Origin of the sequence: Methylocella silvestris (genome assembly GCF_002891535.1) — a bacterium.
In the GTDB taxonomy this organism is placed as follows: domain Bacteria; phylum Pseudomonadota; class Alphaproteobacteria; order Rhizobiales; family Beijerinckiaceae; genus Methylocapsa; species Methylocapsa silvestris_A.
In genome coordinates this window covers 1-16,056 of sequence record NZ_PDZR01000015.1, presented here as the reverse complement: position 1 = coordinate 16,056, position 16,056 = coordinate 1, and the positions used below count along the sequence as shown (strand labels likewise).

General features: G+C 61.7%; 18 protein-coding genes and 2 pseudogenes. 13 read left to right on the top strand and 7 right to left on the bottom strand.

Going from position 1 to position 16,056, the window contains the following annotated elements; translation table 11 throughout:
• The first annotated feature begins 143 nt into the window (after positions 1–143).
• From CR492_RS13120 to CR492_RS13095, 6 genes are all read left to right on the top strand, one after another.
• A complete protein-coding gene (locus CR492_RS13120) occupies positions 144–1,187 on the top strand; it encodes a glutathione S-transferase family protein (protein ID WP_102844199.1) in 1,044 nt (347 codons plus the stop codon).
• Between the two features lie 52 nt (positions 1,188–1,239).
• Positions 1,240–1,887 (top strand): glutathione S-transferase family protein, encoded by a 648-nt coding sequence (locus tag CR492_RS13115; RefSeq protein ID WP_348626718.1) that lies wholly within the window; start codon positions 1,240–1,242, stop codon positions 1,885–1,887.
• A gap of 99 nt (positions 1,888–1,986) precedes the next feature.
• On the top strand, positions 1,987–2,862 hold the full coding sequence (gene yghU, locus CR492_RS13110) for a glutathione-dependent disulfide-bond oxidoreductase (RefSeq protein WP_102844197.1): 876 nt from the start codon (positions 1,987–1,989) through the stop codon (positions 2,860–2,862).
• A gap of 56 nt (positions 2,863–2,918) precedes the next feature.
• On the top strand, positions 2,919–4,022 hold the full coding sequence (locus CR492_RS13105; RefSeq protein WP_102844196.1) for an NADH:flavin oxidoreductase: 1,104 nt from the start codon (positions 2,919–2,921) through the stop codon (positions 4,020–4,022).
• Between the two features lie 56 nt (positions 4,023–4,078).
• Positions 4,079–4,789, top strand: a complete 711-nt coding sequence (locus CR492_RS13100) for a LytTR family transcriptional regulator DNA-binding domain-containing protein (RefSeq protein WP_102844267.1) — start codon at positions 4,079–4,081, stop codon at positions 4,787–4,789.
• 273 nt (positions 4,790–5,062) lie between these two features.
• Positions 5,063–5,596, top strand: a complete 534-nt coding sequence (locus CR492_RS13095) for a GNAT family N-acetyltransferase (protein ID WP_102844195.1) — start codon at positions 5,063–5,065, stop codon at positions 5,594–5,596.
• Positions 5,597–6,029: 433 nt separating this feature from the next.
• Here CR492_RS13095 and CR492_RS13090 read toward each other — a convergent pair whose 3' ends face one another.
• A complete protein-coding gene (locus CR492_RS13090) occupies positions 6,030–6,509 on the bottom strand; it encodes a hypothetical protein (RefSeq protein ID WP_102844194.1) in 480 nt (159 codons plus the stop codon).
• Between the two features lie 185 nt (positions 6,510–6,694).
• On the opposite strand from CR492_RS13090, the gene gcvH reads away from it, so the two are divergent.
• The gene (gene gcvH, locus CR492_RS13085) at positions 6,695–7,075 is read left to right on the top strand and encodes a glycine cleavage system protein GcvH (protein ID WP_102844193.1); all 381 of its coding nucleotides are present in this window, start codon (positions 6,695–6,697) and stop codon (positions 7,073–7,075) included.
• A 248-nt stretch (positions 7,076–7,323) separates the two neighbouring features.
• Here gcvH and CR492_RS13080 read toward each other — a convergent pair whose 3' ends face one another.
• A complete protein-coding gene (locus CR492_RS13080) occupies positions 7,324–8,211 on the bottom strand; it encodes a LysR family transcriptional regulator (protein WP_180982542.1) in 888 nt (295 codons plus the stop codon).
• A 165-nt stretch (positions 8,212–8,376) separates the two neighbouring features.
• On the opposite strand from CR492_RS13080, the gene CR492_RS13075 reads away from it, so the two are divergent.
• The 6 genes and pseudogenes from CR492_RS13075 (at position 8,377) to CR492_RS13050 (ending at position 12,539) form a co-directional block, all read left to right on the top strand.
• Complete coding sequence (locus CR492_RS13075; RefSeq protein ID WP_210200253.1) at positions 8,377–9,039, top strand: peroxiredoxin-like family protein; 663 nt, start codon at positions 8,377–8,379, stop codon at positions 9,037–9,039.
• 100 nt (positions 9,040–9,139) lie between these two features.
• Entirely contained in the window at positions 9,140–9,436 is a 297-nt protein-coding gene (locus CR492_RS13070) for a putative quinol monooxygenase (RefSeq protein ID WP_102844190.1), read from the top strand.
• A gap of 105 nt (positions 9,437–9,541) precedes the next feature.
• Positions 9,542–10,270 carry an alpha/beta fold hydrolase gene (locus CR492_RS13065; protein WP_210200252.1) on the top strand — a complete coding sequence of 243 codons (729 nt, stop codon included), beginning with the start codon at positions 9,542–9,544 and terminating at the stop codon, positions 10,268–10,270.
• 208 nt (positions 10,271–10,478) lie between these two features.
• Entirely contained in the window at positions 10,479–11,183 is a 705-nt protein-coding gene (locus CR492_RS13060) for a glutathione S-transferase family protein (RefSeq protein WP_102844189.1), read from the top strand.
• Between the two features lie 29 nt (positions 11,184–11,212).
• Positions 11,213–11,439 (top strand): annotated as a pseudogene (locus CR492_RS13055) (glutathione-dependent disulfide-bond oxidoreductase); the annotation flags it as partial.
• Positions 11,440–11,621: 182 nt separating this feature from the next.
• Positions 11,622–12,539: a LysR family transcriptional regulator gene (locus CR492_RS13050; protein ID WP_102844188.1), complete on the top strand. Its 918-nt coding sequence runs from the start codon at positions 11,622–11,624 to the stop codon at positions 12,537–12,539.
• On the opposite strand, the gene CR492_RS13045 is transcribed toward CR492_RS13050, so the two are convergent.
• The 5 genes and pseudogenes from CR492_RS13045 to CR492_RS13025 all read right to left on the bottom strand — a co-directional run.
• Positions 12,503–12,757, bottom strand: coding sequence for a DUF2274 domain-containing protein (locus CR492_RS13045; RefSeq protein ID WP_102844187.1), 255 nt, complete (start codon positions 12,755–12,757; stop codon positions 12,503–12,505). The two genes, CR492_RS13050 and CR492_RS13045, sit on opposite strands and share 37 nt — an antisense overlap.
• Entirely contained in the window at positions 12,754–13,959 is a 1,206-nt protein-coding gene (locus tag CR492_RS13040; RefSeq protein WP_102844186.1) for a TrbI/VirB10 family protein, read from the bottom strand. The genes CR492_RS13045 and CR492_RS13040 overlap by 4 nt, the downstream gene beginning before the upstream one ends.
• Positions 13,956–15,029 (bottom strand): P-type conjugative transfer protein TrbG, encoded by a 1,074-nt coding sequence (trbG, locus tag CR492_RS13035; RefSeq protein WP_102844185.1) that lies wholly within the window; start codon positions 15,027–15,029, stop codon positions 13,956–13,958. The genes CR492_RS13040 and trbG overlap by 4 nt, the downstream gene beginning before the upstream one ends.
• Positions 15,026–15,715, bottom strand: coding sequence for a conjugal transfer protein TrbF (gene trbF, locus CR492_RS13030; RefSeq protein ID WP_102844184.1), 690 nt, complete (start codon positions 15,713–15,715; stop codon positions 15,026–15,028). The genes trbG and trbF overlap by 4 nt, the downstream gene beginning before the upstream one ends.
• Position 15,716: 1 nt before the next feature.
• Positions 15,717–16,056, bottom strand: a pseudogene (locus CR492_RS13025) (P-type conjugative transfer protein TrbL); the annotation flags it as partial.

Below are 16,056 nucleotides of genomic sequence, written 5' to 3'. Positions count from 1 at the left end.
ACGGGCCTTCCGCATCGACCGGATGGGAAAAGTACTTTCCATGATCAACGTCTTCGATTTCGTCACACTCAACTCCGTCGAGGTTCACTGGTCGATCAGATGAAGCTGAGTTTCCGAAAAGCAATTTCAAAAAGGATTTAACAATGTTGGTCGACGGGAAATGGATGGCAAAATGGCAACCCGTGGAGGCCACTGACGCCAAGGGCGGCTATGTTCGTCAAATTTCCAGTTTCCGCCACTGGGTTACTCTAGATGGCGCGGCAGGTCCGACGGGACGTGATGGCTTCAGGGCCGAAGCCGGTCGCTATCACTTGTACGTGGCGCTGACCTGCCCATGGGCGTCACGCGCGGTCATCGCCCGAAAGCTCAAGCAGCTTGAATCCGTAATTTCGATGAGCGTCGTCGAACCGGTCCTGACCGATGAGGGGTGGCGCTTTGGCGACTACCCAGGGGCCCACCGCGATGAGCTTAGCGGCGCCACTTACCTGCATGAAATCTACACTGACGTTGATCCTCATTTTACGGGTCGGGCGACCGTGCCGGTGCTTTGGGACAAGCAGCGCCAAACGATCGTTAACAACGAATCCGCGGACATCATGCGGATGATCAACTCCGGTTTCGGCAAGTTAGCCGGAGGCGAATTTGACCTCTACCCAGAGGCGCTTCGCGCAGACATCGATGCATTGAACGACCACCTCTATTCGCGGCTGAACCATGGCGTCTACCGTGCCGGCTTCGCCACCACCCAGGTTGCATACGAAGAAGCGTTCGCTGATGTGTTCTTGGCGCTAGATGAGCTCGAAGAGCGCTTTAGCCGGCGCGGGGCTTACCTGTTCGGAGACACCTTGACGGAGACCGACTTGCGCTTGTTCGTGACGTTGGTGCGTTTTGACGCGGCCTATTACGGTCTGTTCAAGTGCAATCTTCGCCGAGTTGCCGACTATCCTGAACTGACAGCCTACCTCGCCCGGATCCTGACCATACCGGGCGTGCGCGAAACCGTGAATATCGACCACATCAAGCGGGGCTATTATTCCATAAAGGCGCTCAACCCGCCTGGAATTGTACCCACCGGGCCCCATCTTGCGGGACTTGATGCGGTTGCGTCACCCAAAACCCAAAGTCAAAACCACGCCCAGACCAATGGCGTTGTTGCAGTTCGTAAGGAATCTGTAACGGCGGCGTAGAATATACTTTACATACAAAGCAGTCTTCATTTTTCCTTTAAGGATTACCACAGTGAGCGTTCTAGAAGAATTCGACCATTCATCGCCATTCGTTCTCTACGGGATGAAGACGGGCAATTGCATTCGGGCTGCGATGGCGTTGGAGGAAGCCGAATTGCCCTACGTCGTGCGCCATTACGACCCAAGGGCGCCCGGCGAGGGCGAGGTCGAATACAGGCGCCTGAATCCGACCGGAAAGGTGCCGACCCTGATCGATCTTTCGCAGCGGGACGATCCATTCGTTTTGACTCAGTCCAATGCGATCGTGCTCTATGCCGGATCTAAGGCACCGGAAAAACTGCTGCACGCAGGCGATGCGCGGGCCCAGGCCCGTGTGCTTGAGCGATTTACCTATTTCGTCACGGACGTAATCGTGCCGAACCACGCTGGATTTTTTCTAAAGCTTCAAGGTGATGCCGTCGCCGCAAAGGTGCTGTCCGATCGCTCCATGGCTGCCATCGAAGATGCGGAACGCTTCGCTTCGGCAAGCACGTTTATCGCCGGCGACGCTTTTTCAATCGCCGATATCGCAGCTGTGACGATCGTATCCGCGGTCGCCGACGAGCTGCCCTGGGACCGACTTCCCGCGCTTTCACGCTGGTTTTCTCAGGTCCGAACACGTCCGGCATTTGTCAGAAGCACATCCGCCTTTGATGGGTGATCCGGGGTGCCGCATTGGCACTCCAGTTCGCATCCGTTCCTCGGTCGCATCAAATCTTATCCAATTGCTCAACGTGGCCCAGGGCCTGAGGAGATAACTATGTCCGAAGCAATCAATTATACTCCGCCCAAAATCTGGGTGTGGAACAAGCCTAATGGTGGAGACTTCGCCGCCATCAATCGGCCCACTGCTGGGTCAACACATGAAAAGGACTTGCCGGTCGGCAAGCACTCGCTCCAACTTTATTCTCTCGCCACGCCAAATGGTCAAAAGGTGACCATTTTTCTCGAGGAACTGCTTGAGCTTGGCCATAAGGGCGCCGAATATGATGCTTGGCTGATCAGAATTGGACAGGGAGACCAATTCGGCAGCGGCTTCGTCAAGGTCAATCCCAACTCCAAGATCCCCGCCCTGATCGACCGCTCGGCCAAAGACCCGATACGCGTATTCGAATCTGGCGCGATCTTGACCTATCTGGCCGAGAAATTCGCGGCCCTCCTGCCGACTGATCCTGCCAAGAGGGCGGAAACCTTGTCCTGGCTGTTCTGGCAGATGGGCAGTGCGCCCTACCTCGGGGGTGGCTTCGGGCATTTCTATGCCTATGCGCCAACCAAGATCGAGTATGCCATTGATCGCTTTGCGATGGAGGCGAAGCGCCAATACGATGTTCTCGATCGGCGCCTGGCGGAGACGCCCTATCTGGCGGGCGATGAATATTCGATCGCCGATATCGCAGTGTGGTCTTGGTATGGGAATGTCGCGCTCGGCCGGTTCTATGGGGACGCGGCTGAATTTCTGTCACTCGACGAATATGCCAATGTCCAGCGCTGGGTAAAAGCCATCGCCGATCGCCCCGCGGTCAAGCGTGGGCGGATGGTCAACAGTTTGTTTGGGGAGCCGTCCGAGCAACTTCTCGAACGCCACGATGCAAGCGACTTCGACCGACTAACTCAGAACCAGTTTCACGTTCCTTGAAGCGATTGAGTGGATCTGAGCTTCGCCAAGATTTGGCGCCTCCGGAGGTTTGTACGATGGACATCGATACTCGCGCCCTTTTTGCACCGATGGTTATAAACGGCCATACCGTGAAAAATCGCTTCTCGGTCGCGCCGATGACGCGCATCTCGGCGACTGAAGATGGCCGAGCAACCGAAAGGATGACCCGCTACTATGAGCGTTTCGCACAGGGTGGCTTCGGGACGGTCATCACCGAAGGCATATACACCGATCAGGCATTTTCGCAGGGCTATGTCCATCAGCCCGGTATGACTGACCAGACGCAGGCCAGTGCTTGGACGCCGGTCGTCAGAGGCATTAAGGCGCACGGTACACTCGCCATCGCCCAGCTCATGCATGCCGGCGCTATCAGCCAGCACAATCGATTTCGCGACAGCACCGTAGGGCCGTCGCCCGTCCAGCCGAAGGGCGAACAGATGACGTTCTATCACGGCAAGGATCGCTACGTTCTGCCGTCCGCGATGAAGGAGGATCAGATCGCCGACGCAATCAACGGCTTTGCCGAGTCTGCGGGGCGCGCGATCGAAGTCGCCGGCTTTGACGCCGTCGAGATCCACGGTGCCAATGGATATCTGCTCGACCAGTTTTTGACCGAGTACGCCAACGCCAGAACGGATCAGTGGGGCGGCGCCACAGAGAACCGGGTGCGCTTGATCCTTGAAACGCTCAAGGCGGTGCGTGCGCGGGTGGGTGCCAAGGTGCCGGTCGGCGTCCGTCTGTCGCAAGCCAAGGTGAATGACTATCATCACAAATGGGCGGGCGCGGAGCGCGATGCCGAGATCATCTTCGGCAGCCTGGCCGATGCCGGCGCCGATTTCATCCATGTGACCGAGTTCGAGGCATGGCAGCCAGCGTTCGCTAAGGGCGGTCCCTCCTTGATGCGTCTCGCCAAACGCTATGCACCCAAGGCGGTGATCCTTGCCAACGGCAGTCTGCACGACATTGAGCGGGCGACGGCCGCGCTGAACGAAGGTGCCGATATCCTCACCATAGGGCGGGGTGCCCTGGCGAACCCAGACCTGCCCAGGCGCCTGTCCGATCGGAACGCTCTCAACGCGTTCGATCCGGCGATCCTTGGGCCGATCGCCGACGTCAAGGAAACTGAGCTGGCGACGTGAAAGCAAGTTGGCGCCGCGCACGACCGTGTGTGCAACGCATCGAAAGGAGGAAGGAGATGGCTCGGTTTGCATCGATGGTCGAGATGACGGCCAAACCTGGAAAGGAAGCAGAGGTCGAGGCGTTTCTCGCGAGAGAAGCGCTGCTCGTAAAAGACAAACCTGGAATCCTGACGTGGCATGCGACAAGGGTTGAAGGGGAAACGGGGGTCTATCGGGTGTTCGACACGTTCGTCGACGAAGCCGCCCGTGATGCCCATTTGAACCGTCAGCTCGCGCCGAGCATCGTCTCCACCACGGCGCACGAGCGGTTCGCGGTGCAAACGTTCGCTCGTGAGGAAGTTGACTATCTGTTGATGCCGGTCACCCTTGACCGGCTACGACAGGCCCTCGATCGGGTGCAAGAGTCTGAAGGCGCGCCCTCGCTTTCAAGAACCAAGCCTCGATCCGAGTTCTGGGTACGCGACGGCGGCGACATGGTCCGCATCGACGTCGATCGGATCGATTACGTCTCGGCGGAAGGCGACTATATGCGGCTGCATTTAGGGAGTTCCTCCTATCTGCTTCATTCGACGCTTTCCCAGCTCGAAAGCGAGCTCGACGCGGCGGCCTTCCTGAGGGTTCACCGCTCCGCCCTGGTGGCGAAACGAAGCGTTGTGGCGGTCGGTCGCGGTCGCTCCGGAAAGTGGGTCGTTCGCCTGCGCGCCGGCGGCGAGGTCGCCATCGGCGAGAGCTATATGGCGAGCGTCCGAGCGTTTGTGAGAGGCTGACAACGCGGCGCGGCGCCTTTTCACCCGGATCACCTTTCCATTAGCAAGCCACAGGTTGGCCTAGGTCGAGTTGCTATGCGCGACTTGATCGAGGACCAACCGGCGACCGGCGACTGGAATGGACCTGCACGCGCTGGATCCTGTACTGAATGCAGCACGGTCCGGGGCGAAGGGGACGGCGCCGCATCGGCCGGCACGGCGAAGCAAATACCACGGAGGGGGGCAGCTTCGCCATCTCTGACAGCCGCCATTGAAACGCGATGGAGAATAGGGATGTCCACACTGCGCCGTGCGGGATCAACCGATGTGGAGGCCCTGGCAGCTTTGGCTCGTCGAACCTGGCGCGAGATGTCACTGGTCGATTTCGCCATGCCGTATTCGGCGGAAGATATCGCCGCGTTCGAAGGAGAGAAGAGTTCCGAGGCAGTGGTGCGAGCAAGACTCCTCGATCGGGACCAGGCAACATGGGTCATCGACGACGAAGGCAAGCTAATTGGCTATGCGGATGCTGGCCCCTGCAGCTTGCCGCACCCCGACGTAGCGGCGTCCGATATGGAGCTGAACCGTCTCTATGTCAGCCGCGCCAAGCAGGGGCAAGGCCATGGCGGCCGTCTGATGCAGGCTGCGCTTGCCTGGATGGGCACCCGTTCGGCCGGAGCACAATGGATCGGAGTCTGGTCCGGCAACCGAAAAGCCCAAGCGTTCTACGCGGCGTACGGCTTCGAAACGGTTGGCGAGTATGATTTTCCGATAGGCCAGTGGATAGACCGCGATTTCATAATGCGTCGCACCCGTCCATCACAGTGAGAGACTTCAGAAATGTCTGGGGCCGCTCGCGCAGGGCCTCGTCACGACCGCGCATTGGCTGATAGTGTCATGCGGACCGGCTGACCCGGATCAGCCGCAGGCGCGACGCTCAACGAGCCGATCCTTGGAACATCAGCATCGCGGCATCACTCGTCTCGATCGAATGAACTGACTTGCCTTGGCATGCTTTCCGGGGAGAACGTCAGCGGCTCGAAGGAACGTGCCGCTGTTCAGCGACACCAACCCGGCGGCGATGGCAACCACCCCGTTACAGGGCAACCGTATCTCCGCGGTAGAAGCGCCGGGTGCAGCCGGCCAGCCCGCAATACGAGCTCGGGCCGGGGAGCGGCGCGAAAATCGGCGTTGTTTTGGAGGTCGCAGCACCGGCGCGCCGGGTAAGCGATCCCATAATTATTCGCGTCGATCCAAGCCATCAATTATAACCGGTGAAGAACTCTGCGGCGATTTTCCATTGTCCGCCCACTTTGATCAACTCCATCGTCTTCCAGCCCCAGCTTTTTTCGGTGGCAGTGCTGTTCTCGAAGACCAGCGAGACTTGCGCTAAGGTACCGTCTTGTTTGATGTGGATGTCCTTGAAGCTCTGCGTGAAGGGTTCTCCCTCGAACACAGCTTTGCGAAATTCCTCGTAATGTGAAGTGTTCACCGTAGGATCCTTATCCTTCCGGGAAAGCGGGACGCCCGAGAAAGGAATGCCCTTGTCTAGGAGCAAGGACTCAAACAACGCCTGATTCTTGGTTGAAACGGCTTTTGTGTAAGTGTCGAGCACCTTCACAATCGCCCGCCGGTCCGCGCCGCGGCTTTCGAAAGTGGCGGGGACGGGTGTACGGTAGGGCGCCGCAATTGCCGGCGCGACCGACATCACCAGGACCGCACCAAAAAGAAGAACCTTCATATCATATTCCTAGCTCGCAAAACGGCGTTTAGCGGTTCGCCGCGTCGGGTCGTACATAGATGACTGCGCCAGCAAGGTCTTGGCCGCCCCACGGGCTGCGATATATCCACCCAAGCCTTGCCCTGGTCCACCAGCGTCATACGCCCTTCGCAGAGCATTGGCGATCAAGACTTGGAGGGCGTGAGATGAGCACAATGCGCTTCAACCAAGATCACCAATGGATACGCCTTGACGGCGACGAAGCGGTCGTTGGCATCACCGATTATGCTCAGGCGCAGCTCGGTGAAGTGGTCCATGTCGATCTCCCGGAAGTTGGCGCCCGCCTTGAACGGGGCCAAGAGGTGGCAGCCGTGGAATCGGTGAAGGTGTCCAACGGTCTCGATGCACCCATCTCGGGCGAGGTTACGGCCGTCAATGCTGGCGTCACCGATGACCCGACAATGGTCAATGTCGATCCGATGGGCGCGGGCTGGTTTTACAAAGTTCGCGTCGCGGATGGCAAAGAGAGCAAAGCTCTCATGGATGAGGCGGCTTACATGACGTTCATCGATACGCTCACAACGTAGAAACGCTCACGGACATGCGCGCCCGACGGGACCGTTCACCCTCGCTATCTCATCCCCACCAAGAGCAATCGCCGCGTCCCATCCCGCACGATCGCGCGAAATACCGCTGGCGCAATCTCGTCGAGCGCCTTTTTAGCACGCGTAAACTGGCGGCGGGTTGCTACCAGAAACGACACCACCAAAAAATCCTACCTCGCGTTCATCACACTTGCTTCGATCAAACTGTGGATACCCTCTGTCCACGACGCCTACGTCTTCGAGAAAATCTCTTCGAACCAGCTCACGAACGCGCGCGCCTTCGCCGTCGGCAGCCTCCCAGACGGAAATAAGGCCCATAGGTCAGCGTCGGGAAGCTTCCAATCGGTCAGCACCGGGACCACGCTCCCGCTCGCAAGCTCCGGCTGCATGACCCACCGCGTGCTGATCGCGAGGCCAAGGCCGGCAATGACCGCCTCCCGAACGCCCTCGGCCGCGCTGAACGACAGCCGCGTGGGGATGCGGACGGACGTATTCTCACTCGCGCGACGAAAGCGCCATTCCTCCGCGATCAGCCCCTGCGTGTAGACAAGCGCGGTGTGCTCGAGCAGGTCATCCGGGGTGGACGGAGTGCCCATCCGTGCGAGGTATGTAGGGCTCGCAACGACCAATCTCTCGCACGTGGCAAGTTTTCGCGCGGTGAGGCTCGAATCCGATAGCTCTCCCCCACGCAGCGCGACGTCTACGTTCTCGCCCATCAAATCAACGAAGCGATCGTCGAGGACGAAATCGACACCAAGATTTGGATGCGCGTCCAGGAACCCGCCGATCTTTGGAATGACATGCAGTCTCGCGAACGTGACGGGCGCGCTGACGCGCAGCCGTCCATCGAGCCCTTTGCCCAATCCGCGCGCGGCGGTCTCCGCCTCATCGGCTTCCGCGAGGGTGCGGCGCGCCCGCTCGTAGAAGGCCTGGCCAGCTTCGGTCGGATGAAGTTGGCGCGTTGTGCGGACCAGAAGCCGCACCTGAAGGCGCTCCTCCATCGCCGCGACCAATTTCGACACATTGGGTTGGCCAATCCGCAAATCGCGGGCGGCGGCGGAGAAGGAGCCACTCTCAACGACGCGAACAAACACTTCCATCGCATGCAATCGATCCATCCAACACCGCCTATTCCATATTTGAATAGGTTATATCGCCTTAGCCGTTCTACTGCAATTTCTTAGAATGGATCATTTGAACGTCACGGCAGCACTGATGCTGAGCCGCCAAGGAGACGCCCGATGAATTTCCAGGAAACCTTCGCCCATATCTTGCAGTCCGATTTGCCGCTGCAAGGCAAACTCGATGCCTTCAAGGTCGAATTCGATACCCGACTTGCCCCCCCGGCGGCAGTCGAAGCCCTGCATCGTTCGGTCGACGAGCTGATCGCGTCGGGCGCGCCGGCTCGCGCGCTGAAGGTCGGCGACGTTGCGCCGGCGTTCACCCTCCCCGACCCGGACGGCAATCCGGTTTCGTCCGAGGCGCTGCTCGCAAAAGGACCCCTGGTGGCGACCTTCTATCGCGGCGTCTGGTGCCCGTACTGCAATTACGAGCTGACCGCGCTCGAGGCGGCCCGCCCGCAGATCGAGGCGCGCGGTGCGAGCCTGGTCGCGATCTCCCAGCAGCTGGCGCCCAACAGCCGCAAGTCCCAGCGGCAGAACGGGCTCGGCTTCCCGATTTTGGGCGATCACGCTGGCGAAGTCGCCTCGCAGTTCAACCTGCGCTGGACGCTGCCGGAGTATCTGCGCGTCGCTCACAGGACGCTCGGCGCCGACCTGCCAATCTTCAATGGCGAGGACAGCTGGACCCTGCCGATGAGTGCCCGCTACGTCATCGCGCAGGACCGAACGATCGTCTACGCCGAGGTGAATGGCGATTATACCCGCCGCCCCGAGCCCTCGCTGATGTTCCCGGTCCTGGATCAGCTGGCAAGCAGACGCTCTTAAACGCGTAAGTCGAAGTTTAGTCACGAAACTGAGCTGGCGATGAAGCCAGCTGAGTGCGGCGCGCGCAGCAGCGTGCGCATGTCAACAAAGGAGCAATGAAATGGCTAAGTTTGCATTCCTGATCGAGATGAAGGCCAAGCCCGGCAAAGAAGCAGAAGTGGAGGCGTTTCTCGCAAAAGAAGCGTCGCTGGTGAAGGACGAGGCGGGAACCCTGACCTGGCACGGCTCGAAGGTCGAAGGAGAGCCGGGCGTCTATCGCGTGTTCGACACCTTCGTCGACGAAGCTGCTGGCGAAGCGCATATGAGCGGCCCTCCCGGGCAGGAGTTTGTCGAGCGGGCAGACGATCTGTTTGCCGAGACCAAGGTCCTTCGCCTGCAGGTGATCGTACACAAGTAAGGCCGCACGTCGGCGCTTGATCGCCGATACCGACAGGCCTTGGGCGGCTTGGCGTGACCAACGCGCCAGCCGCCCATCCTCCCGCTTTCCTCGAAAGGACGTCCAGTGGATATTACATCAACGAAACCTACGGTCGTGCTCGTACACGGCGCGGTCGAAGATTCGTCGCTTTGGACTCATGGTGTGATCCAGGGGCTCCAGCGCGAAGGCTACGCGATCAAGGTCTTCTCCAATCCCTTGCGGGGCGTTGCGCACGATGCTGCGTACCTGCGAAGCCTGCTGGACACGATCGAGGGACCCGTGCTCCTCGTTTCCCACGCCTATGGCGGCGCCGTCATCAGTCAGGCCGGGGACGACCCCAAGGTCAAGGGGCTTATCTACGCGGGCTCACCGATGCCTGCGGCGGGGGAATCGACAAACGACTGTCTCGAACGGTTTCCCGGCGGCGACTTCGCGACGTCGGTCGAGCTGATCCCGTACACCTTGCCAGACGGGACCAGCGGCACCAATCTCGTGGTCAAAGCCGACAGGTACAGTTATCTCCTGGCCGCTGACGTGCCCGAGGACAAGCTCGCCCTGATGATCGCCACCCAGCGACCCATCTCGCTGGCGGCCCTCAACGAGAAACTGACGTCGGCTGCCTGGACGAGCAAGCCGAGCTGGCAGATCCGGCCGCTTCTGGATCCTGTCATCCCCCAAGCAGAGTTTCAGTTCGAAGCCGGTCGTGCCCGCTCCCAGGTTATCGAACTGAGATCTTCGCACGCCATCCCCGTAACCTTCCCTGAGGTCGTGGTCGATGTAATCGGGCAGGCTGCCCGCGCAGTTGCGCCCTGACAGCGGCGGCCCTTGGGCACGGTGGCTGTTCACGGCTGGCCCGGAGTCTGTTCCTGGGTCTGTCGGACATCGGTGTCATCAAAGCCGCCTTACGCATTTTAGAGTGAACGCTCCAAAACCAACTATGCCGCGCTGAGAACGTCGACTTTCGCAGCACAATACAGGCCCGCGACTAGACGCTACCGACCCATCGTTGAAAGGAACTACCTTGATCCGCTTTTATTTTCACCCGACGCCGAATCCCGCCAAGGTCGCGCTGTTTCTGGAAGAAACGGGGCAGCCATACGAGACGATCCCCGTCGACACCAGCAAGGGGGAGCAGCATTCACCGGCCTTCCTCGCGATCAACCCCAATGGCAAGGTCCCGGCTATCGTCGACACGGACGGTCCCCGGGGCCGCGAGGCGCGTGTGTTCGATTCTACGGCGATTCTTCTCTATCTCGCGGAGAAGACCGGCCAGCTCGGGGGCGCGGCTGAAGACCGGCCCGAGCTGCTGTCGTGGCTCCTCTTCCTCGCCTCCGGCCTCGGCCCATTCTCGGGCCAGGCCGCGCATTTTCAGTTCGCCGCGCCCGAAGGCCTCGACTACGCGCGCAACCGCTATCGTCGCGAGGCCGAGCGGCACTATCAGGTGCTGAACGACCACCTCGCGGACCGCGCGTTCATAGTCGGCGACCAGTACACTATCGCCGACATATCCGCCTGGGGCTGGCTCGACCGGGCCTCCGTAGTGCTCCGCGGCGCGGAGGATCCCTTGGCCCCTTATCCCAATCTCAAGCGCTTGTTCGAGGGGGTCGACGCACGGCCGGCCGTGGCGCGAGCGCGGCAGGTAGGCAAGGAGCACACCTTCAAGACGGTCAACGACGAGGAGACGCGCCGGGCGCTCTTTCCGTCGAATTATCCCCCTGCTGCCTGAGCCATCGTCAAATCCCGAGGAGATCAAGCGTGATTGAGTCCACCGACTACGCGCCGTCCACGGTTTGGACCTCGAACAAGGAGAATGGCGGTCGCTTCGCAAACATCAATCGGCCCATTGCCGGCGCGACGCATGACAAGATACTGACCGTCGGACAGCATCCGTTCCATCTCTACTCGCTGGCTGCCCCGAACGGCGTCAAGGTCACGATCAAGTTCGATGAGCTGCTCGAACTCGTCACGCCGGCGCCGAGTACGGACGCCTGTGCCTTCCTGCAAGCGCTGGAGTCCAGCGGCTTCGAGTATGCGCTCGATCGCATCGGACGCTTGGAACAGGAGGTGGGACAACGCGCCGCTCCTGCCAACGCTCGAAGAGATGCCGAAACTCGTCACGCGCGCCTGGGGACCGCGAGGCCCGACCCTGAGGACAATTCACTAAGTGAGTGTTGAGCTTCAGAACATGAAGTGGGCAATCGCTGTGTCGCAATTTCGAAGTTTGCGGCAAGCGGCCGAAAAATTGAATGTGCGCCAATCAACGCTGAGCCGACGGATCCGAGATCTTGAGCAGGAGGTCGGCGCTACTCTATTCGAACGCACGAACGGCGGCACTCGGCTTACCCCGGCTGGCCAAGAGTTCCTTGAGGCAGCCCGACGGATCATCGAAGAAACCGAGCTCATGATCTCCCGCTTGAAAACCCGGTCGAGAGGTGAGAGCGGCCGCCTAACCGTCGGTGTTCATGCGTCGCTTTCGGCTGGCAATCTCAGGGCTACGTTGGTGGAGCACCGCCGTGCGTTTCCGGACGTCGAAATCCATTTTGTCGATGGATCGAGCGAACACTTGATCTCCGACGTGGCAAACTCCGCCATCGATGTTGCCTTTGTCGCCGAGAACTACCCCGGGCGGGATGACAAGTCGCTTTCGGTGTGGAGCGAGCGGGTCGTCGTCGCCTTAGCGGAGGATCATCCGCTCGCAAGCCGCGATGTTGTTCACTGGAGCGACCTGAGACATGAGGTACTGCTGTTGCCGCAGCGCGGTCCCGGTCCGGAATTCCTAAAGCTGCTCGTTACTAAAGTGGGACATTCTGATCCTTGCCGTCTTCTTCGCCACGATGTCGGACTGGATCGGCTTCTCACGCTGGTCGGTGCCGGATGGGGCATTTTGCTTGCACTGGAGGGCGCGACCGGAGCGGTCTATCCCGGCGTTACTTATCGGGAGGTGCATGACGCGGACGGACCAACTCGCCTTGCCTTCCGCGCCTACTGGCGCCAGACAAACTTCAATCCTTCGTTGCTACCCTTTCTCGCTATCCTGCGAGAGCGTTATCCCGATCTCTCGGGCGCTCTCGCTCCCGGCTGAGCAGGGTTTCGTCGTGCCTTCGCGAATACCCGATCGGTCGCCATGAACCGTTCGATCATCGGCGCGATCAGCTTGGCCGGATCGGGCGCGGACTGACCGGTGGTCCGACCTAGAATCTCGGCATAGGCGATCAAGTCGCGATGCACCCCGGCGGGCAGCTCAATGCTGACCTTGACCGGCTTGTCATCAGCGAGCGGCCCGAGCTTAAGCTTCATCATGGTTTCCCTCCCTGTCCGTAGGGCGCGAGCACCAGGTCACGCGTAACGATGACGCGGACCGGGAAGCCGGGGCGGATCGTCAGCGTCGGCTGGATGTTGAGTTGGCGCTGGACGATCTGCTGGCCAGTCTGGCTGATGCTGTTGGAAGCGCCGCTGCGGATCGCCTGAACAAGGTTGTTCTCATCCTGGCTCGTGCCTGCCTCCGCGCCCACGCTGAGCAGAGTCGAGAGGACGGCGGCCTTGAACAGCATGCCCCAGCGATTGTCGACCTCATCCTCGAGCCCGGCATAGCCCTGCGTGTCCGCGCCGGGCTGGCGCTCCAGCACGATCGAGCCGCCGTCCGGCATGATGATCCGGGTCCAAACCAGGAGGACACGGCTCTGGCCGAAGGCAACAGAGCTGTCGTATTGGCCGATCAGCTTCGCACCCTGCGGGATCAGAAGATATTTTCCGGTTGGGCTGTCATAGACCGCCTCCGTCACCTGGGCGGTGATCTGGCCCGGCAGATCGGAATGGATGCCGGTGATGAGCGCGGCGGGGATCACGGTGCCGGCCTGCACGACATAAGGGGAGGCCTTGGCGTCGAGCCGATCCGGACTGACCGTGCGCTTGTCCGTCGAAGCGTTGAGGAAGGCTGTCTTGCGGTCCTGCATGTTCTGCGCGGCGCCGGCGTCGACCGGCGGTGTTGGCGTTGGACCCGACGTAGTCCCTGCCGCAACCGGGGCGGTGAGCCCGACCGGCTGAGGCTGCTGATTGGTCTGGGCGAAGAGACGGCTGAGCCGCGCCGCCTCAATCTCTTGGGCGCGGCGCTGCGCTTCCGGGTCGGGCGTCGTTCCAGGAGCGACGGTGTTGGGTGCGGCGCCGGCATTGAGGATCGGCTTGCCGAGATCGCCGGGCAGTGGCGGCCCAAGCGGGGGCGCCAGGCGCGGCAGGCCGGTGTAGTCCCTAGGTAATCCGGCGAGGCCCTCGGCGGAGGGACGATTCTGCGTGGAGAGCAGTTCGGGGCCGCTTTGCGTCGCGTTGCGAGTCTGGAGCGCGTAGCCGAGCGCGCCCGCGACGGCGAGCGCCGAAACGGCGCCGAGGCCGATCAGCACCCTGCGCGACAAGCGCGTGACGCGCGGCCGCTCGCCCCGAAGCCGCAGATCAGGCGGCACGACGGGCGTCGGCGACGGCGGCTTTTCTTCAGGACCTTCCGCCGTCATGACCGGGGCCTTCCGTCGGTGCGGACGATGCGCACTCGCCGCTCGCTGTCCTTGTCGCCGAGGCGCAACTCGGCGGCGGGGAACAGCCGGTCGACAATGTAGTAGTTGCGGTTGACCCGGTAGTTCACCAACTCGGAGCCGCCGGCCGGACCGATGACGAACAGCGGCGGCATTTCGCCCTGGGCAATCCCGCTCGGAAATTCGATGTAGACCTTCTTCCCGTCGTCGAAGGCGCGCAGCGGCCGCCAGGCCGGATTGTCACCCTGGATCGCATAGCGAAAGTTGATTGACGCGAGATCGACGCCGGTCGCGATCGGCGCCGCGGCGTCGGCCTCCTGGTTCTGCCGCCGAAGCGCGATGAGCTGGTCTTCGGGATACTGCCAGGAGACGGAGGCCATGTAGGTCTTCTCGGTCGAGCGCAGTTCGAGGAGGTAGGTCCGCCGATCGGTGTTGATTACCAGATTGGTGAGCAGTTCCGGTCTCGTCGGCTTGACCAGGATGTGGATCTTCTTGGTGGCGCCCGCGCCGCTCTCGGTATCGCCGATGATCCAGCGCACCGTGTCGCCGGCGGCGACGGGGCCGGAGCCGACGAGCTGCTCGCCCTCCTGCAGCGCGATGTCGGTGATCTGACCTGGCGCCGTATAGACTTGGTATAGCGCGCCGCGCGAAAACGGATAGACCTGGACCGCGTTGATGAAGCCGTTGCGCGCCGGCTGGATCCGCGCCGCGGCATTGGCCTGGTTGACGCGCACGGTCGGGTCCGCGGCTTCGGGTGTCTGCTTTCCACCGTCGATCGGCTTCAGTTGTCCAGGCAACGGAAGAGGCTTCGGCAGCTCCACGATCTTGATGGGCGCCGGCGGATCGGAAGCGAGCTTCGCTGGCACGGCGCTGTCGTAGTTGATGTCGGGCGGAATGAAATTGTGCGCGCAGCCGCCGAGAGCGGTGAAGGACATCAGCAAAGCCGCGAGGCCGGCTTTACGGAAAGCCATGTCTGCGCCCTTCCGGGTCTGCTGAATGACGGAGAAACGCGAAGCCGGACCGCCGGCTTCCTTAGAAATCGGTGGGGTCATTGTCCCAGCTCCTTCGACCAGTTGATTGCGGTGACGTAGATGCCAAGCGGGTTCTTGCGGAGCACGTCGGCGGAGGTCGGCGTCTGGATCGCGATGGTGAGGATCGCGGTCCAACGGGTGTTGTCGGCGAGCGCGCCGTCCTGATAGCGATGCTCGACCCATTCGACCCGGAAGCTCGATGGCGAGGCGCGGATCACGCTCGAGACGTCGATGGCGATCTGCTGTTTGCCGAGCTTGGCGAAGGGGTCGTTCGCGCGGGCGTAGTCGTTGAGCGCCTGGGAGCCCGAGGTGGTGGTGAAGTCGTAGGCCTGCAGCCAGTTCTGCCGCACGATGATCGGATCGGCCGGCAGAGCGCGGACCATCTGGACAAAGTGGGCGAGATACCAGGCGATTTGCGGGTCGCTTGGCGCGTAGTCGGCGGCGGCGGGGGCGACAGCCTGCGCCTGGCCGAGCTTGTCGACCTGCACAACCCAGGGGACGATGCTGCCGTGGGTCGACTGCCAGACGAGGCCGCCGGCGAGGCCCATGGAGAGCGCCAGCGAACCGAAGGCCATCAGCCGCCAGTTCTTGGCCTGCACCCGGGCCGAGCCGATGCGGTCGTCCCAGACCTGGGCGGCGCGCTGATATGGGGTCTCAGGCTCGGGCGTCCGGCCGAAGCGAACCGTGGGGCGGCGAAACAGCGCCATCTTATTCTCCTCCAGAGAGATCGACGGAATGGCCGCCGCCATGGCTGTCGCCGGACCTGAGGACCTGCGCGGCGGTTTGTGCCCCGTGGACCATCGACTGGTTGCGCTTCATGCGCTGGGTCCAGGCCGGTGGGCCGGAACCCTCCGATCCGCCCGTGGGCGCCGCGGGCGCGCCTGGTGAATTGCCGCCGACCGTCCCTCCGGTCGATGAGCCGCCGGTTGCGGCGAAACTGGACCGGGCGCCGGCGGCGAAGCTCTCCCGCATGGAACTGCCGGCTTGGGCGGCGGCACGCCGCACGGGCGCGGCGGCGGCTGAAGCGGCCGCCCGCCCAACCCCGCCG